Here is a 17558-nt window from a genome sequence, read left to right as displayed (position 1 = left end):
CGTTTAGTCCTCCAATTCGTAGCGGTAATCCTCGATCACCGTGTTGGCAAGTAGCTTTTCGCACATTTCCTTGAGTCGCAGTTCTGCTTCAGCACGGTTATCCGTGTCCAAAGTCAGCTCCATATATTTCCCAATACGCAAACTTTCAACTTCTTGAAAACCTACCGAATGAAGTGCTCCTTGCACTGCTACACCTTGTGGATCGAGAACGCTCTTCTTAATGGTGACATATACCGTCGCTTTTAACATATGCTTGTAGTTCCTCCTAAATTTTTATGTGTATTTACTTTCTGAAAGCTGAAACTCTACTAAAAGTAACTCTAGCTTTAAAAACATACACTTCATTTATTCCCATGAGTAAACACACAATGTTGAGCTATAAAGACTTGCCAGTAAGACGATGATAAATGTCCAGATAACGACGCGTTGTTTCTTCAACTACTTCTAGTGGAAGTGGGTCAGGTTTGCTATTTTTATCCCAGGAGGATGCAGATAGATACGTACGAACAGGTTCTTTATCCATACTATCAATTTCGATATCAAGAGCGTATTTGTCCTTGGCCCAGAAACGTGAAGCATCCGGCGTAAAAATCTCATCAATCAGAATCACCCTGCCATCCAGCAAGCCGAATTCAAATTTACAATCTGCTAGAATGATTCCCCGCTCAGCACAATACTCTCTGGCAAAAGAGAACAATTGCAAGCTCTTCTCCTGCAGCTCGAGTGCCAGATCAGCACCGATTAGCTCCTGCATCTTTTCAAAAGGAATATCCTCATCATGACCTACATCGTTTTTAGCCGCAGGGGTAAAGATTGGCTGTGCCAGCAGCGCATTTTTGCGCAAGTTCTTAGGAAGCTCAATACCATTCACTTTGCCAGTTTCTTGATATTGTCTCCAGCCCCCACCGGTGATGCACCCACGCACAACACATTCGATATCGATGCGCTCTGCTTTGCGTACTACCATAACACGGTTTCTGAGAGCTTCCTTGTCCTTAACGATATCTCCGAGCAGATCCACATCAATATGAACGACATGATTCTCCATTAGCTCTTTGGTCTTTCCGAACCAGAACGCACTCAGACGGTTAAGCACATTGCCCTTTTCAGGTACCGCTGGGTCTAGCACATAGTCAAAAGCAGATATCCGATCCGTGACGACGATCAGTACATTCTCCCCTAAATCGTATAGCTCACGAACCTTCCCTTTATAGAGCAGCGGCGCATTGATGAGTTCCACGGCTGTGGATACGGCCGACGATGTCATGACCTTTCCTCCCTTGAACTAATGATCTTCCTAAGTTGGGCTGGTCTAGGAGGAAGCACTTCCGAGGAATGTTTGGACTTCCGATCGCTGTTATCCTCAGATTTCTTAATTTGAACCGCTTCTCGCGGTAGAAATCCGAGGATAAAGGCGAACGCTACGCTTCTACAGTTCCAAACTTCCTCTACAGTGCTCCCCCATCCAGCTTTGCATTTATTGCAGCGTTCCTTAGTTCACCACTAACTTATCTTTTTAGGATCTCTAAGGTCTCATTCCGAGGAATTCGTTCCTATCGACCCAACCATTAACGCACTTATTTTTTAGAGCAGCTCTAGCTTGCGGAAGATGGTGTCCACATGCTTAAGATGCCAAGAAGGGTTAAATGCATCTTCAATTTCTTCTGGGGTAAGAACGTTAGTGATCTCAGGTGTAGCTTCCACGATATCGCGGAATTGTTTTTGCTCTTCCCATGCTTGCATAGCACGCGGTTGAACGGTGTCGTATGCTTGCTCACGGCTAAGGCCTTTGTCGATCAGTTTAGTCAAGATCCGACCGGAGAAAGGAACGCCGAACGTACGGTTCATGTTACGCTTCATGTTCTCTGGGAATACAGTCAGGTTCTTCACGATGTTTCCGAAACGGTTCAGCATGTAGTTGAGCAGCATTGTCGCATCCGGAAGGATGATACGTTCCACAGAGGAGTGCGAAATATCGCGTTCATGCCAGAGTGGCACGTTCTCGTAAGCTGTAACCATATGTCCGCGAATGACGCGGGACAGACCGGAAATGTTCTCGCAGCCGATCGGATTACGTTTGTGAGGCATAGCGGAGGAACCCTTTTGACCTTTGGCAAAAGCTTCTTCCACTTCACGAATCTCACTCTTTTGCAGAGCGCGGATTTCAGTAGCGAATTTGTCTAACGATGTCGCTACCAAAGCAAGAGCAGCCATGTATTCAGCATGACGGTCACGCTGTAACGTTTGTGTAGAGATTGGAGCTGGGCTTGTGCCGAGCTTGCGGCAAACGAATTCTTCTACAAAAGGATCGATGTTAGCGTACGTACCAACGGCACCGGAGATTTTTCCGAACTGTACACCGTTCGCAGCATGGCGGAAACGCTCCAGGTTACGTTTCATTTCTTCGTACCATAGAGCCATTTTCAGACCAAAGGTAGTTGGCTCGGCATGAACACCATGCGTACGGCCCATCATCGGTGTATCCTTGTAAGCAATAGCTTTATCTTTAAGGATCTCAATAAAGTTGATGATATCCTTCTCTAGAATTTCATTCGCTTGACGCAGCAAGTAACCTAGCGCTGTATCTACCACGTCAGTAGAAGTAAGACCGTAGTGAACCCATTTGCGTTCTGCGCCAAGACTCTCGGAGACCGCACGTGTAAATGCGATAACGTCATGGCGAGTCTCTTGTTCTATTTCATCAATGCGTGCGATGTCGAATTTAGCGTCTTTACGCAGTTTAGCTGCGTCTTCGTGCGGGATGACTCCGAGCTCAGCCCATGCTTCACAAGCGCAAATTTCAACTTCCAGCCACGCTTTGAATTTATTTTCCTCCGTCCAAATAGCTCGCATCTCAGGTCTGCTGTAACGTTCGATCATATTCTTTAGTTCCTCCAAAGTTTAGATTGCTCCACCCAGGACAAGCCGTCTCCGGTATCCTTGCAGAGCAGATTGATATGGCCCATCTTGCGGCCGGTCTTACTCTCAGTCTTGCCATATATATGAAGCTTAGGTACAACACCCAGCTTATTATCTTTTTCGTCCTGTGTACAGGTCGCTTTAATCGCGCCATCCAAATGCTGGCCTAGTACATTTACCATAACTACAGGTGTCAAAAGCGTTGTATCGCCTAGCGGCAGATTACAAATCGCCCGGACATGCTGCTCGAACTGTGAAGTCGCGCAAGCGTCCATGGTGTAATGCCCGGAGTTATGCGGCCTTGGTGCTAACTCATTGACGTACAATTGTCCGTCCTCTGTGACGAACATTTCTACTGCCAGCAGTCCAACCGCATCAAGCCCAGCGATTAATGTCTCTGCCAATTCGCATGCTCTCCGCTGAATGTCCTCTGCCACTCTTGCAGGCACAATGGACAGATGTAAAATATTATTTACATGAATATTTTCCGAGGGTGGGAAGCTCTTAACCTCACCAGAAGCACTGCGTGCTGCAACAACGGATATTTCACACTTAAAAGCTACAAACTTCTCAAGCACCAGCTCCGGCACAACGGATCCGGGTGCTACTTGCCGGAAGGCTTCTTCCAGCTCTTCTACCTGACGGATCACGGCTTGTCCCTTGCCGTCATAACCGCCTGTGGCTGTCTTCAGTACACAAGGTAGTCCAAGTTCAGCCGCCGCCACTTTCAGCTCCGCAAGGCTATCCACCTTCCGGTACGGGGCGACGGGTACGCCTGCCGCCTCGATGGCGGCTTTTTCGCGCAGCCGATGCTGCGTCGTATACAGCAGCGCGCTGCCCTGCGGCACGTACGATTCCTCCGTCAGCAGCGCGGCAACGCCCGCGTCGACGTTCTCGAACTCGTACGTGATGACGTCCGAGCGGCGGGCTAGCTCCCGCGCCGCGTCCCGGTCGTTATACGCCGCTGTAATCTGCGGCGTGACTTGACCGCTAGGCGCATCCGGCGCAGGGTCCAGCGCCACGAAGCGGTAGCCCATGGCGCTGCCAGCCAGCGCCATCATGCGCCCGAGCTGCCCGCCGCCGAGCACGCCGACGGTTGCGCCGGGCAGCAGCGTCCGGACGGTGTCCGTACCGGACACATCCATAGCTGCTGGCGAAGTAACGCCGCCAGCCTCCTGCAGCTTCAGCTCCTCCGGTCTCATAAGCTGTCGCTGCTTTCAAGGACTTCGTCGCGGATCGCATCCCGCCGCAGCTGCGCGCGCTGCTGCACTTCTGGATCGAATGCTCCGATAATCTGTGCAGCCAGGAGGCCTGCATTAATGGCCCCTGCCTTACCAATGGCTACCGTTGCCACTGGAATGCCTCCTGGCATCTGCACGATGGAGAGAAGCGAATCCAGCCCATTAAGCGCCTTCGACTGCACTGGCACTCCAATCACAGGCAGGATCGTCTTTGCAGCCACCATACCCGGCAAATGCGCTGCACCACCCGCTCCTGCAATAATGACGCGAATACCCCGGCCCGCGGCTTCCTCCGCATAGCTGAACATCAAGTCCGGCGTCCGGTGCGCAGATACTACCTTCTTCTCATAAGATAATCCCAGCTCTTCAAGCACCGCACAAGCGTGCTCCATCGTATCCCAATCCGATTTACTGCCCATGATAACAGCTACCTGCACAGACATGATTCGACCTACCTTCCAGTCACTAGTATGGATATCTTTATCTTGTAAATTCGAATAAAAAAAGCCCGATGACCAGACGCATTTTGCTGCGGGAGGATCGGACTAGTAAAGAAATTAGGAAAAAATAATCCGCGTGCCTATCATTAGGCTCTATTAAGCGCGGAAAATGGCATAATGCATCATTCCGTTACCCGGACCGCATTGCCGCATTCTATCATCCTATTTCCTCGTAGTCCGGTAATTTACGGTTCCCGGGTAGAAACTTCCGGGCCATATCCCCGGTTTTATACGAGTTGCTCATGACATCAGTTTAACAATCCCCTACACAGGATGTCAACTCAAACACGAACATTGGTAAATTCCGATTAATAATCGTTCGCTTTTAGGCGTATTTAATTTCTCAATAACCACTTATTTTGATGATAAAGACTTCTTTCCGTACACTATTAGCTCTAACAACAGATGTTATATTAACTGTAGAATAGGCTTCATGGAAATACATATAATTCCTCTACTGGATATGAATTTAGTCATTTCGTTTCTTAATAATCAAGTATAAACGCCTTTGGCGTCCCTGTATGACGGTTAGCGTTTATGCGAGAAATATAAGGATAAAGTATAGTTTGAAACATATACTTTCTTATATTTGAAAAAAGGAACGCCATAAGCGTCCCTTTTAACTTTATATTATTTTACTACCAGCACTGGAATGCGGGCGCTTTGTACTACATTGTGGCTCACACTTCCCAGAACAAACTCACGTATTCCGCCAAGTCCGCGGCTGCCGATAACAATTACATCTATAGCATGTTCTTTAGCATATTTCAAAATCACTTCAGCGGGTGATCCTTGTAATAGCTCAACCTCAGCATTCAAGCCTTCAGCCTCAAGGCGTCCCTTGACTTCTTCCGTAGTCTGCACTGCTAAATCATAATATTCTTTATTTACTGAAGCCGGTAGTGGTGCTAGAGCTTCTCCGATAAAAAATCTTGGAAATTCAAATGCGTGTACAACATGCATCGTAGAGCCCGGAGTTACTTTTGCGAGTTCAATTGCGCGCTCCAATGCTTGATTAGAAGCCTTAGATCCATCATAGGCGAGTAAAATTTTAGAGAATAACATGTACGCCACCTCTTTTTCTAGTTTGTAATCATTAAGACTATCACCTTAAAAAATAGCTGTACAAAAAGATATTCAGCAACAGAAGTAACGGAATTCCGATCCTAAAGGACATATGTCGCGTCTTGTGGCGCTTACGATACATGGCAATCAGCACGCCTAGTGCCCCGCCCATAGCTGCCAGCAGAAAAAGTGTCTTCTCAGGTACACGTTCTCGCCGTTTACGGGCTTTGTTCTTGTCTTCGGACATCACTACATATCCGATAATATTAATTACCACAAACCACAACATTATAACCTTGACCATTCTCCCGGGCTCTCCTCCTTGCTTCCTATCTATCTCTATTATATTCCTCTTTTTCACAAAAAACCAATCATCCTTACACGCTCTGATAACTTCGCTACCTGCCTCTTTCTTTTCACTGCTTCGCATCCTTCATCCATATCCATGACAACACCGCAGCCAACGCCGCCGCAATTCCACCCAGCCAGAACCCTCCGGTCAAGCCATAAAGAGCGCTCATCCAGCCTGCCACGAATGGCCCAGCCGACATACCTATTGCATAAACCGCCTGATAGAAGCCCATAGCTGTTGCACGCTTATATGGATCTACTTCTGACACCGACTTGCCTAGCAACAATGGGAAAATAAGTCCCTGCATAAATCCGTTTCCTATCTGAGTCAGACAGAGCGTCGCTAGCGTCGGCATTGAAGGAATAAGAAGTGTAAACAATGCACTTCCAGCGAAGCCTAAGAGAAGCGTGCCCCGGTCTCCTAGCAGCCTACCAAATGTCCGTGAGCCATAGAGGGTCGCGACAGCATGCGGAATCATAAAAGCGAGCGTCAGCCAGCCCAAGCTTTCTTTACTTGCTCCGATATTCAGAGCTTGGTTTGGCGTATATCCGAACATCGTTATGAATAGCACACAGTGTGCCAACACTGACAGCAGAGAAACTCTTACCAGAAGTGGCTCCTTCATAACACCCGCTAAGTCCTTGATCTGGATCGCACTTTGCCGTTTCTCCTGTTTTTGTTCAGGCAGCCGCAGCGCAAGCAGCAGCGCCGCAATCGCTACAATTCCTCCAATCAGAAACGGGGTATTCCAACCCCAATGCTCCACCATATAGCCACTGATCATCATACTGGTCAATTGGGCAATCACCGTAGTGAATTGCAGCATGCCCATCGCTTTTCCAGCTTCCTCTTTCGGGAAATATCCCGCGAACATCACAGTGTACACAACCCATGCCGAAGCCGCTATACCGGATACTGCACGTGCTGCCAATGCCCACCCAGGCTGTGCTCCCCATATAAAAAGAAAGCAGCTGGCTCCGCTCGCAATCAGTCCCAGGTAGATAAACGGACGACGCCGATCCAAATAATCCGAACCGATGCCAATCGGCAGTCGGAACAGAATCTGCATTAGCCCATAAACGCCCAGCACCATGCCCACCATAAAATATGATGCTCCCAAATGCTCCACATAAGGGGAAAGCACAGGAACATAAATATAAGAAGAGAACCAGAACATAAATACAATAACGAGAAAGAAAAACTTACTGCCACCCTGCCCCTCTGGGCTACCTGCTGCTTTTAGTTGATCCACTTGTTGTTCAGCTGCCACCCTAATCACCTGCTCTAAGTATTTGCTTAACATTCTAATTCAAAGCCTATCTGTAGACCACAAAAACTTACGTGGACAGAAAAAAGGGCTACTGAGTACACTCAGCAGCCTTTTTATTACGATACATGCGATCCTTTTTACTTATCCTTCTTTTGCCCTTCAAGCGCTGCTTTCAGCAGTTCCCCAAGGTTAGAACCAATGCTTTCTTGCTTACTGTATTGCTGTACCAGCTTTTGCTGTTCGCGTTTATTCACATGCTTATGATCCTTATCCAAGGTTTCTGTGATTCCACAGCCCAAACATTGTACGAACATGCCTGCTTTACCCTCTTTGAGCTCCATTTTCTTATGGCACTGTGGACAGCGGCGATTCGATAGTCTTTTCTCTCCGGCACGGGTATAACCACAGTTATCTGCTGGGCATACAAGCAGCTTGCCACGTTTGCTCTTTTTCTCCAGCAGTCTTGTACCGCATTCCGGACAGTTACTGTTCGAGACATTATGCGGTTTATATTCTGCTCCACTAGTTTTGACGCCAGTTACCAGCTCCTGTGCCATACTGCGGATGCCTTGCAAGAAGAGCTCCGGCTTGCCTTGACCACGCGCTATTTTCTCCAGCTCAGCTTCCCAGCGCGCAGTTAGATCTGGTGTCCGCAGCTGTGTGGATACCAACTCAATAAGCTGCTTGCCTTTACCAGTCGGATGCAGCAGATTCCCTTGGCGTTCAATGGTATCGGAGCTTACCAGCTTCTCGATAATATCCGCGCGGGTCGCCGGGGTTCCAAGGCCATGCTTCTCCATTTGCGTCAACAGCGAAGCTTCATTATAACGCTTCGGTGGCTGTGTTCGTCCAGGACGAACCATGCAGCGGCCAATCGTGACAGTTGCTCCTTCGCGCAGCTCAGGTAGCTTCACACTGCCCGCTGCCGGCTCGTCCGCAGATTCGTCATCGTCATCATTACTCATATCTCCGCCGTATACTTCGCGCCAGCCGGCATCTTTTACCGTCGTCCCTTTGACATGGAAGCTTTCGCCTTCCACATTGACGGTTACAGCTACCGCATCATAACGAGCTGGTGGGTAGAACAAGCTAATAAAACGCCGTACAATCAGATCATACAGCTTACGTTCCTCAGTACTCAGGCCATTTAACAATACGGTCTGTTCTGTAGGAATAATAGCGTGGTGATCGCTTACTTTGCTATCATCCACGATCCGCTTCGTAATCGGCAGCGGTTTGCGCAGCAATGGACGTGCTAACGCTGCATATGGACCGACCGCAACACTATCCAGTCTTTCCTTGAGTGTGCCCGTCATATCTGATGTTAAGTAACGACTGTCCGTACGCGGGTAAGTGACAAGCTTGTGCTGCTCATATAACCGCTGAAGCACACTGGAGGTCTGCTTCGCGGAGAAGCCGAACTTCCGGTTCGCATCGCGCTGCAATTCAGTCAGATCATAAGCGAGTGGATGAGGTTCGCTCTTCTCACTCTTTTGTACCTTAATAATACGGCCGCTGCGTCCAGTAAGCTTATCCTTTAGACTTGCCGTCTTATCCTTTTCAAATATCCGACCATCGCCGTTACTGGCTCGCCATGCCGCTTGGAAATCTCCAAAATCAGCAGTCAGCGTCTCAAAATCAACGGAACGGAAACCCGTAATCTCCTGTTCACGATCCATGATCATCCCTAATGTCGGCGTTTGTACCCGCCCTGCGGAGAGCGGCGAACCGAACTTACATGTCAAAGCTCTCGTGACATTCAGTCCAATCATCCAATCCGCCTCTGCGCGGCAACGTGCAGATTCATACAGACGATCAAAATCGCGACCTGGGCGGAGCTTTGCGAATCCTTCTTTTATCGCTTTATCCGTCTGAGAAGATATCCAGAGCCGCCGGAATGGCTTTTTCCACCCCGCCATATTCATAATCCAACGTGCCAACAGCTCTCCCTCACGAGCAGCATCCGTAGCTACCACAAGCTCCTCAATATCCTGACGCTTCATTAGGTGCTGAACAGCTTTATATTGCTGGTTGGTCTCACGCAGCACCTTCAGCTTTGCCTTCTCCGGCAAAATCGGCAAATCCTCCAAAGCCCAAGTTGCAAACTTTTTATTATAATCTTCAGGCTCTGCCAGGCCGACTAAATGACCCAGTGCCCAGGTAACCACATATTTTGGACCTTCAATATAGCTCTTCTGTTTATTATTACATCCCATGACTCGTGCGATCTCGCGTGCAACAGACGGCTTCTCCGCCAATACTAATGTCTTCATAATGCTCCCCTTTCCACATCAAATTTCATTATAGCATTAAATGAATGTTAGCAAATATCGTCAGGCTTTACCGGGTCACTCCGTTATAAACTAAATAATATCTGATACCTGAAAGGAGTCATAGTCAATGAATGAACAAGAAAGCTATAATATAGTACCTATAGGTTGGGTTACAGGTGCGCCACGTAATTTACGACTGGAAATCAAACCGGAATTTAGCCCGGCGCTTAAAGGTTTATCTCAATTTAGTCATTGCCAAGTGCTTTGGTGGCTGCACGAGTTTGCAGATGATCAATTCCGCCAGACTACACAGATTCAACCACCTTATGACGAAACATTAACTGGAGTATTCGCTTCCCGTTCCCCTATTCGACCTAATCCAATTGGGCTTAGTGTAGCAGCAATCCTGTCTGTCGATGAAGCTTCTGGCATCGTAGAGGTGGCTGGACTTGATGCCTATCCTGGTACACCAATTCTAGACATCAAAGCTTATTTTCCTAGTGCCGATCGCGTAATGGAAGTGAACATTCCCGATTGGGCTGCTAATTGGGGGGACTGGACAACAAATAATTGAAGTAATCGATTTGGACACCATTTCTAACTGTTATGGGAGGGCATCTCTTGAACAATCGCCAACTAATCATTCAAGCATTAGATCTCATTGAGGATCGCTTAAACACGCTTCTTCCTGTAGCTGTCCTTTCCAAAGAAATGGGATACTCACTTTATCATTTCACCCGCCTATTTCAAGCAGTCACTGGGATAGCACCCGGCGACTATATAGCCAGACGCAAAATCACTGAAGCAGCCTTGGACATTCACCGAATTCCAGAACGCTCACTCCAGGACATCTCATTAGACTATAACTTTAGTAACTATGAGACCTTTACTCGTGCCTTCAAAAGAATGCTGCACACGACTCCCTCTCTTGTTCGAAAAAGAATTAATAAAACGAAACTCCCTTTGTTGCCTAGACTATATGAACAGGATCTACTTCAAGTCCTTTCTGATAGCGATCTTTCCCCCCAGCTCGTTGATTTCGGGGAAATTATACTTCAAGGACCCGTAGTTAAAATAGACCATGATTTCTCCGTCATTTCTGATACTTGGCCTTTGCTTTTCAGTAAGGTAGATACTATATCTGATAGGGATACAACCTGAAAAATATTATCAGCTTGGCTTCTGGCCAGACGACTATGAGAGTAACGGTTTTTCGATCATGTGTGCCTGCGAACTTAATCCTATAAATGCAGACCACAATCAGATTTTCTCCCTTCAGATCTTACCACCTATACGTTATCTTAAATTCATCCATAAAGGCCGCTCTTGTGATATCCCTTCTACATATAAATATATCTACGGAATCTGGCTGCCCAAAACAGAATACAGGATGTCCATTCCATTTGAATTGGAATTTTATGGTGAATTGTATCTTGGACCAGATAACGAAAACTCGGTGAGTGAAATCTACATTCCGTTAGAATTTTTACAAGAAGAGACTACGTTGTCGTCTTTTATAAATGACAACCGTTTCTCTTAGAAATATAAAGATATTATAGTTGTTTAGCTTATAAATTCTTATCTTTTAACAAAAAGCCCGTATCTGCTATACAGACACGGGCTTTTTTGCTTATGGGATTAATAGTTACTCTTGCTCCACCTGAATCGTTTGTTCAAGCTCCGGATAATAATGTTTAACTTGTTTTCCTTCTTCATCTCTTAATGCTTTATGGCTCTCATCAATGGAGTAAGTAAACGGCTTAACTGTAATTGTTTTTGGTGTTTGTGGGAACGGACTGAAATCTTTGTCTACCATAGGATAGACTATAGCCGGCAAGTTGAATGACCCACTCGAAGAAAATGCATTGCCTAGTTCATCAACAATTTCATAGAACATTTCAGAGGTTGTGTATCCATCCTTTTCTTTCACAGTTGGCGCTTTACCTTCTTCGCTGAGCTGTAATCTGCTTGTGGCTGGAGTTAATTCCAGCTTGGTAATCGTATAACTGAATTCTTCTGCCTCTTTTGTTTGGTTCAGATCAAGCTTGATAATTCCTTCCGTTACTTTTTTCACCGGCACCTTGATTTCAAAAGGCTCTGCGATTTGTGTAACCGGCACAGTGATGCTTAATTCAAATTCATTCCCCAAAGGCTCTACATTATTTAGATTTCTATAATCGTATAAAATAGCATTCTTTTTACCCTCAACATCGCCAAAAGACGACATTTGGGCCTCCAGATTCTTTCCATTCGGCAATTTCACTTCTGCTGAACCCAACAACCCTTTTTCGGACTGGTTCATTGTCACTTTCGCATACTGCTGTTCTTTTACCGCTGGATCGAATTCAGTCGGTTCAATAATCATTTCTGCCATCATCTTATCCTTATCAATGCCTTCCCGTTCAATCGCAAAAGCCAACCGCGAGCCGTCATAATAGGCATCGGTAACCTTCAAGGTCACTCCATCATGGGTAACGCTTTGGTTAGGCGCAGTAGATAATCCTTTTTCTTCAGCAGCATTTAGACCTTTATCGTCAATCCCCTTAAAAATACTTCCTACAACAGGAATCTGCTTTAACGTTTCAGCCATGACTGGGGATATAAATCCGCTACCGATTATCCCCGCACCCAACACTGCTGCTGCCGCGGCAGCCACCAATGATTTTTTCAGGAACTTATTCCCGCTTTTTCTTGACGCTCGCTTTTCCATTCCCTCGTCTCCTATTCGCTTCATAATTGAATCGCTGAAACTGTCTACCGGCATTTCATGATTATGGAATGTTTGACGAATGTGCTCCATCTTCTGACTTTCAGTTGGATCTTGCCATTTCTCCATGAGGGCTTCCTCCTTCATTCATTCTTTGCCGGACTAACTTTTTGCGTAGACGTTCAAATTTCTTGCGTAAAGTAGCTGAATTACAATCCATAATCTGACCCATTTCTTCAAAACTGTACTGCTCTACTACCTTAAGAATCAGAAGATTGCTCTCTTCAGCTGTCAGATCATCCATAAATAACTTCTGCAATGGCTCCTCATCGTTAGGATTATAATAGGCTTTCGGCTGCTGCTCTTTATATAGCGACAACAGACGGTTTCTTCGTTTGCGTTTGCGAACCTGATCCAAACAATGATGATAGGCCACTTTATACAGCCATGAATTAAAAGAGACTCGTTTCTCATAACGTCTGAGTTCCTGATACACTTTTACAAATATATCTTGCACAGCATCCTCTGCTTCTTCATGACTTCTCAAAATATAATAGCAATACGTATAAATCTTTCTTTCATATGCTTGTATTATAGTTCTATAGGCTTCGCGGTTACCCGCAAGAACCTGATCAATAGCCTCTTCAATTATTGTTTGATTCACTTGGACCCCGGGGCTGCGACGTTCCAAAGAATCACCTCCTTGTTATTGACTACAACTATATAACGATTGTGATCCCTTTAATTGTGACAGGCTCAAAAATTTTTCCAAATATGTTATAAACACCATCTGTTTTTCAACAAAAAAAAAGCGACTACCCCGATTGATGCTCGGAGAAATCGCTTTTATAAAAATATTCCATATTTATAAACTTTTTACTTATTTATATTTTCCAACTCAATACATGCTTCAAAAAATACAATATCACTATTCTGGCCACGGACATATATACCATCATCCGTTACAACTGAGCGTAAAATAGTCAGTTCATCCCCAAACTTAGCTTCTTGTAGATAAGTAATCCGGAAGCGTGTGAACTCTGCATTATCCCATTCCGCTAAACTGAGTGCATCACAACATAAATCTCCGTATCGGGCATTATTCAGATGTCCGTTGCTATCCAGCCCACTATATCTTACCTGATACCGATAAGCTTCTTTCATAGTAATATCAGTAGGGATCGTTACCTTAACAGGCATATCCCCTACTGAATCGCCATTATAGTGCTTAACCTGAACTGGAAGAGCGTTCGGTCTGAGTATCTTTCTCTTCTCAATATCTACTAAAGCCCATATAGAACGCGCTGTGGCAATCTCTATATGATCTGCATCAAAAATACGATAATCCCGTTGCCATAAAGCCCCTTTAGTACCTTTACTCCAGGTATGTACGCTAAGCACATCATTTGGGCGAGGAATACGCTTAAAATCAAGATCTAACGTAATCATCATCCAGCCCATTCCTGCACTCAGAATTTCTTCCACACTTATCCCCAAATTACCCACTGCGAAGTCTGCCGCACATTGCATGATATCCAGAATAAAGGATAACTTACCCTGTGAACGATAATCCGTGTCGCTCGCATGTACAGAAAAATCTTCTATCCACACAAGATTACTACTGTTGTCCATTGTTTATCCTCCTGCCATGCAAAATATCCTTGCATTTACTTGAAGTATCCACATATACCACTGCTCTATCCACATAAATTGGGGACTACTTTCATTTTTGAATATATTTTATTATTTCATCCACATGTTAGTAACTTTTATTTTTTCGTTATTTCCCCATGACTTATCCACATTATTTAAATTAAGTGATAAAGGGAACAAAAAAGCCATTGTTGATAAATCAACAATGGCTTCGTGTGCTTGGCAACGTCCTACTCTCCCAGGACCCTTCGGTCCAAGTACCATCGGCGCTGGAGGGCTTAACGGTCGTGTTCGGGATGGGTACGCGTGGAACCCCTCCGCTATCGCCACCAAACATGCGTCTGTGAAACAGACGCTGCCGCGTGAAATTTCGTTCATCACCAGAAGTGAGAATGAATTTCTAAGCGTGTTACAGGCTTGATGCCTGAAAACTGAATCCGAATTGAATTTGCGTTTTAAGTATAGGATAAGCCCTCGACCGATTAGTATTGGTCAGCTCCATGCATTACTGCACTTCCACCTCCAACCTATCTACCTCGTCGTCTTCAAGGGGTCTTACTAATTGGGAAATCTCATCTTGAGGGGGGCTTCACGCTTAGATGCTTTCAGCGCTTATCCCGTCCGTACGTAGCTACCCAGCCATGCTTCTGGCGAAACAACTGGTGCACCAGCGGTACGTCCATCCCGGTCCTCTCGTACTAAGGACAGCTCCTCTCAAATTTCCTGCGCCCACGACAGATAGGGACCGAACTGTCTCACGACGTTCTGAACCCAGCTCGCGTACCGCTTTAATGGGCGAACAGCCCAACCCTTGGGACCTACTTCAGCCCCAGGATGCGATGAGCCGACATCGAGGTGCCAAACCTCCCCGTCGATGTGGACTCTTGGGGGAGATAAGCCTGTTATCCCCAGGGTAGCTTTTATCCGTTGAGCGATGGCCCTTCCATGCGGTACCACCGGATCACTAAGTCCGACTTTCGTCCCTGCTCGACTTGTAGGTCTCGCAGTCAAGCTCCCTTATGCCTTTGCACTCTTCGAATGATTTCCAACCATTCTGAGGGAACCTTGGAACGCCTCCGTTACTCTTTAGGAGGCGACCGCCCCAGTCAAACTGCCCGCCTGACACGGTCCCCGTACCCGATTAGGGTACTAGGTTAGAACCTAGATACGATCAGGGTGGTATCCCAACGGCGCCTCCACCGAAGCTTGCGCTCCGATTTCTACGGCTCCCACCTATCCTGTACAGATCGTACCCAAATTCAATATCAAGCTGCAGTAAAGCTCCATGGGGTCTTTCCGTCTTGTCGCGGGTAACCTGCATCTTCACAGGTATTAAAATTTCACCGGATCTCTCGTTGAGACAGCGCCCAAGTCGTTACGCCATTCGTGCGGGTCAGAATTTACCTGACAAGGAATTTCGCTACCTTAGGACCGTTATAGTTACGGCCGCCGTTTACTGGGGCTTCGGTTCATAGCTTCGGGTTACCCCTAACCACTCCCCTTAACCTTCCAGCACCGGGCAGGCGTCAGCCCGTATACTTCGCCTTGCGGCTTCGCACAGACCTGTGTTTTTGCTAAACAGTCGCTTGGGCCTTTTCACTGCGGCCCCCTCGTGCTATTCACACTACCGGGGCACCCCTTCTCCCGAAGTTACGGGGTCATTTTGCCGAGTTCCTTAACGAGAGTTCTTCCGCGCGCCTTAGAATTCTCTTCTCGCCTACCTGTGTCGGTTTGCGGTACGGGCACCTTCTCCTGGCTAGAGGCTTTTCTTGGCAGTGTGAGATCATGACCTTCGCTACTGTAATTTTCGCTCCCCATCACAGCCCAGCCTTAACGATGTGCGGATTTGCCTACACATCAGCCTCACTGCTTAGACGGACATATCCATCAGTCCGCGTCACTACCCTCCTGCGTCACCCCATCGCTCATAGCGGATTACGGTGGTACAGTAATTTCAAACTGTTGTCCTTCGACTACGCCTTTCGGCCTCGCCTTAGGTCCCGACTTACCCTGAGCGGACGAGCCTTCCTCAGGAAACCTTGGGCTTTCGGCGGATCAGATTCTCACTGATCTTTTCGTTACTCATACCGGCATTCTCACTTGTATGCTGTCCAGCGCTCCTTACGGTACACCTTCAACCCACATACAACGCTCCCCTACCCCAGATACATACGTATCTAGCCATAGCTTCGGTGGTGTGTTTAGCCCCGTTACATTTTCGGCGCAGAGTCACTCGACCAGTGAGCTATTACGCACTCTTTCAATGGTGGCTGCTTCTAAGCCAACATCCTGGTTGTCTGTGCAACTCCACATCCTTTCCCACTTAACACACACTTGGGGACCTTAGCTGATGGTCTGGGCTGTTTCCCTTTTGACAATGGATCTTAGCACTCACTGTCTGACTCCCGGCAATAAGTATATGGCATTCGGAGTTTGACTGAGCTTGGTAATCCTTGCGGACCCCGCACCCAATCAGTGCTCTACCTCCACTACTCTTATACCGAGGCTAGCCCTAAAGCTATTTCGGGGAGAACCAGCTATCTCCGAGTTCGATTGGAATTTCTCCGCTACCCCCACCTCATCCCCGCATTTTTCAACATGCGTGGGTTCGGGCCTCCAGTGCGTGTTACCGCACCTTCACCCTGGACAGGGGTAGATCACACGGTTTCGGGTCTACGTCCACATACTAAATCGCCCTATTCAGACTCGCTTTCGCTGCGGCTCCGTCTTCTCGACTTAACCTTGCATGTTAAACGTAACTCGCCGGTTCATTCTACAAAAGGCACGCCATCACCCATAGATAGGGCTCTGACTTTTTGTAAGCACACGGTTTCAGGTTCTATTTCACTCCCCTTCCGGGGTGCTTTTCACCTTTCCCTCACGGTACTGTTTCACTATCGGTCGCCAGGTAGTATTTAGCCTTAGCAGATGGTCCTGCTGGATTCATACGGGGTTTCACGTGCCCCGCACTACTCGGGATCCGTCTCGGAGAGAACACAGTTTAGGTTACAGGGCTTTTACCTCTATCGCGGGCCTTTCCAGACCTCTTCGCCTACCATATTCCTTTGTAACTCCATGTGAGACGTCCCACAACCCCTAAGAGCAAGCTCTTAGGTTTAGGCTGTTCCGCGTTCGCTCGCCGCTACTGACGGAATCACTATTGTTTTCTCTTCCTCAGGGTACTTAGATGTTTCAGTTCCCCTGGTCTGCCTCTACATCTCCTATGTGTTCAGAGATGAGTAACTGCGAATTACCACAGCTGGGTTTCCCCATTCGGACACCCCCGGATCAAAGCTTGCTTACAGCTCCCCGAGGCAGTTTCGTTGTTCGCCACGTCCTTCGTCGGCTCCTGGCGCCTAGGCATCCTCCGTGTGCTCTTATTAGCTTAACCTTGATTTTTCCGCAGGAAAATATCATACGATATCTCTCTTGGAATCATCTCACTAATAACATTTACTTGTTTGCACAAGTTGCTAAAAGATGTTCTAAAACGCAAATTCGTTTCGGTATCCAGTTTTCAAGGATCAAGTCTTACTGAGAGCTTAAACTCTCAAAACTGAGCAACGAGTGAGTAACAG

The 17558-nt window shown here is 46.9% G+C and carries 15 protein-coding genes, 2 rRNA genes and 1 riboswitch; of the genes, 2 read left to right on the top strand and 15 right to left on the bottom strand.

Annotated features, from left to right (window positions below; all coding sequences use genetic code 11):
• Positions 1-3 precede the first annotated feature (3 nt).
• From purS to MKY19_RS03225, 10 genes are all read right to left on the bottom strand, one after another.
• The gene (purS, locus tag MKY19_RS03270) at positions 4-249 is read right to left on the bottom strand and encodes a phosphoribosylformylglycinamidine synthase subunit PurS (protein WP_339244715.1); all 246 of its coding nucleotides are present in this window, start codon (positions 247-249) and stop codon (positions 4-6) included.
• Between the two features lie 127 nt (positions 250-376).
• Positions 377-1267, bottom strand: coding sequence for a phosphoribosylaminoimidazolesuccinocarboxamide synthase (locus tag MKY19_RS03265; protein ID WP_076300191.1), 891 nt, complete (start codon positions 1265-1267; stop codon positions 377-379).
• Between the two features lie 317 nt (positions 1268-1584).
• On the bottom strand, positions 1585-2880 hold the full coding sequence (purB, locus tag MKY19_RS03260; RefSeq protein WP_076275258.1) for an adenylosuccinate lyase: 1296 nt from the start codon (positions 2878-2880) through the stop codon (positions 1585-1587).
• A 5-nt stretch (positions 2881-2885) separates the two neighbouring features.
• A complete protein-coding gene (gene purK, locus MKY19_RS03255; RefSeq protein WP_339804134.1) occupies positions 2886-4007 on the bottom strand; it encodes a 5-(carboxyamino)imidazole ribonucleotide synthase in 1122 nt (373 codons plus the stop codon).
• Positions 3910-4140: a hypothetical protein gene (locus tag MKY19_RS03250; protein WP_339804589.1), complete on the bottom strand. Its 231-nt coding sequence runs from the start codon at positions 4138-4140 to the stop codon at positions 3910-3912. The genes purK and MKY19_RS03250 overlap by 98 nt, the downstream gene beginning before the upstream one ends.
• The gene (gene purE, locus MKY19_RS03245) at positions 4118-4603 is read right to left on the bottom strand and encodes a 5-(carboxyamino)imidazole ribonucleotide mutase (RefSeq protein ID WP_042184739.1); all 486 of its coding nucleotides are present in this window, start codon (positions 4601-4603) and stop codon (positions 4118-4120) included. Before purE ends, MKY19_RS03250 begins: the two co-directional genes overlap by 23 nt.
• A gap of 210 nt (positions 4604-4813) precedes the next feature.
• Positions 4814-4915: riboswitch (purine riboswitch) on the bottom strand.
• A gap of 375 nt (positions 4916-5290) precedes the next feature.
• On the bottom strand, positions 5291-5725 hold the full coding sequence (locus MKY19_RS03240; RefSeq protein ID WP_042184737.1) for a universal stress protein: 435 nt from the start codon (positions 5723-5725) through the stop codon (positions 5291-5293).
• A 40-nt stretch (positions 5726-5765) separates the two neighbouring features.
• Complete coding sequence (locus MKY19_RS03235) at positions 5766-6029, bottom strand: DUF1294 domain-containing protein (protein ID WP_042193264.1); 264 nt, start codon at positions 6027-6029, stop codon at positions 5766-5768.
• Between the two features lie 112 nt (positions 6030-6141).
• Positions 6142-7347, bottom strand: a complete 1206-nt coding sequence (locus MKY19_RS03230) for an MFS transporter (protein WP_339800246.1) — start codon at positions 7345-7347, stop codon at positions 6142-6144.
• A 137-nt stretch (positions 7348-7484) separates the two neighbouring features.
• On the bottom strand, positions 7485-9620 hold the full coding sequence (locus tag MKY19_RS03225) for a DNA topoisomerase 3 (RefSeq protein ID WP_339800243.1): 2136 nt from the start codon (positions 9618-9620) through the stop codon (positions 7485-7487).
• A gap of 127 nt (positions 9621-9747) precedes the next feature.
• Here MKY19_RS03225 and tsaA point away from each other — a divergent pair, with 127 nt between their 5' ends.
• Together tsaA and MKY19_RS03215 are read left to right on the top strand one after the other, a co-directional pair.
• Positions 9748-10194: a tRNA (N6-threonylcarbamoyladenosine(37)-N6)-methyltransferase TrmO gene (gene tsaA / locus MKY19_RS03220; RefSeq protein WP_339800240.1), complete on the top strand. Its 447-nt coding sequence runs from the start codon at positions 9748-9750 to the stop codon at positions 10192-10194.
• A 47-nt stretch (positions 10195-10241) separates the two neighbouring features.
• A complete protein-coding gene (locus MKY19_RS03215; RefSeq protein WP_339800237.1) occupies positions 10242-10781 on the top strand; it encodes a helix-turn-helix domain-containing protein in 540 nt (179 codons plus the stop codon).
• 484 nt (positions 10782-11265) lie between these two features.
• Here the strand turns inward: MKY19_RS03215 and MKY19_RS03210 are convergent, their stop codons facing one another.
• The 5 genes from MKY19_RS03210 to MKY19_RS03190 all read right to left on the bottom strand — a co-directional run bounded on the left by MKY19_RS03210 (position 11266) and on the right by MKY19_RS03190 (position 17371).
• A complete protein-coding gene (locus MKY19_RS03210) occupies positions 11266-12456 on the bottom strand; it encodes a DUF4179 domain-containing protein (protein WP_339800234.1) in 1191 nt (396 codons plus the stop codon).
• Positions 12431-13018, bottom strand: coding sequence for an RNA polymerase sigma factor (locus MKY19_RS03205; RefSeq protein WP_042184728.1), 588 nt, complete (start codon positions 13016-13018; stop codon positions 12431-12433). The genes MKY19_RS03210 and MKY19_RS03205 overlap by 26 nt, the downstream gene beginning before the upstream one ends.
• Positions 13019-13203: 185 nt before the next feature.
• Complete coding sequence (locus tag MKY19_RS03200) at positions 13204-13959, bottom strand: acyl-ACP thioesterase domain-containing protein (protein ID WP_339800230.1); 756 nt, start codon at positions 13957-13959, stop codon at positions 13204-13206.
• A 238-nt stretch (positions 13960-14197) separates the two neighbouring features.
• Positions 14198-14314 (bottom strand): 5S ribosomal RNA (gene rrf, locus MKY19_RS03195).
• A gap of 128 nt (positions 14315-14442) precedes the next feature.
• Positions 14443-17371: ribosomal RNA gene (locus MKY19_RS03190) — 23S ribosomal RNA — on the bottom strand.
• Between the last annotated feature and the right edge of the window lie 187 nt (positions 17372-17558).

It is taken from the genome of Paenibacillus sp. FSL R5-0744 (assembly GCF_037972555.1).
In the GTDB taxonomy this organism is placed as follows: Bacteria; Bacillota; Bacilli; order Paenibacillales; family Paenibacillaceae; genus Paenibacillus_AQ.
The sequence above is the reverse complement of the archived record's forward strand: the minus strand, read 5'-3'. Positions and strand labels throughout refer to the sequence as shown.

Coding starts and splice junctions, on each gene's coding strand:
- MKY19_RS03210 (WP_339800234.1), bottom strand. CDS start 12,456: ATGGAGAAATGGCAAGATCCAACTGAAAGTCAGAAGATGGAGCACATT.
- purE (WP_042184739.1), bottom strand. CDS start 4,603: ATGTCTGTGCAGGTAGCTGTTATCATGGGCAGTAAATCGGATTGGGAT.
- MKY19_RS03225 (WP_339800243.1), bottom strand. CDS start 9,620: ATGAAGACATTAGTATTGGCGGAGAAGCCGTCTGTTGCACGCGAGATC.
- MKY19_RS03235 (WP_042193264.1), bottom strand. CDS start 6,029: ATGGTCAAGGTTATAATGTTGTGGTTTGTGGTAATTAATATTATCGGA.
- MKY19_RS03240 (WP_042184737.1), bottom strand. CDS start 5,725: ATGTTATTCTCTAAAATTTTACTCGCCTATGATGGATCTAAGGCTTCT.
- purB (WP_076275258.1), bottom strand. CDS start 2,880: ATGATCGAACGTTACAGCAGACCTGAGATGCGAGCTATTTGGACGGAG.
- MKY19_RS03265 (WP_076300191.1), bottom strand. CDS start 1,267: ATGACATCGTCGGCCGTATCCACAGCCGTGGAACTCATCAATGCGCCG.
- MKY19_RS03200 (WP_339800230.1), bottom strand. CDS start 13,959: ATGGACAACAGTAGTAATCTTGTGTGGATAGAAGATTTTTCTGTACAT.
- tsaA (WP_339800240.1), top strand. CDS start 9,748: ATGAATGAACAAGAAAGCTATAATATAGTACCTATAGGTTGGGTTACA.
- purS (WP_339244715.1), bottom strand. CDS start 249: ATGTTAAAAGCGACGGTATATGTCACCATTAAGAAGAGCGTTCTCGAT.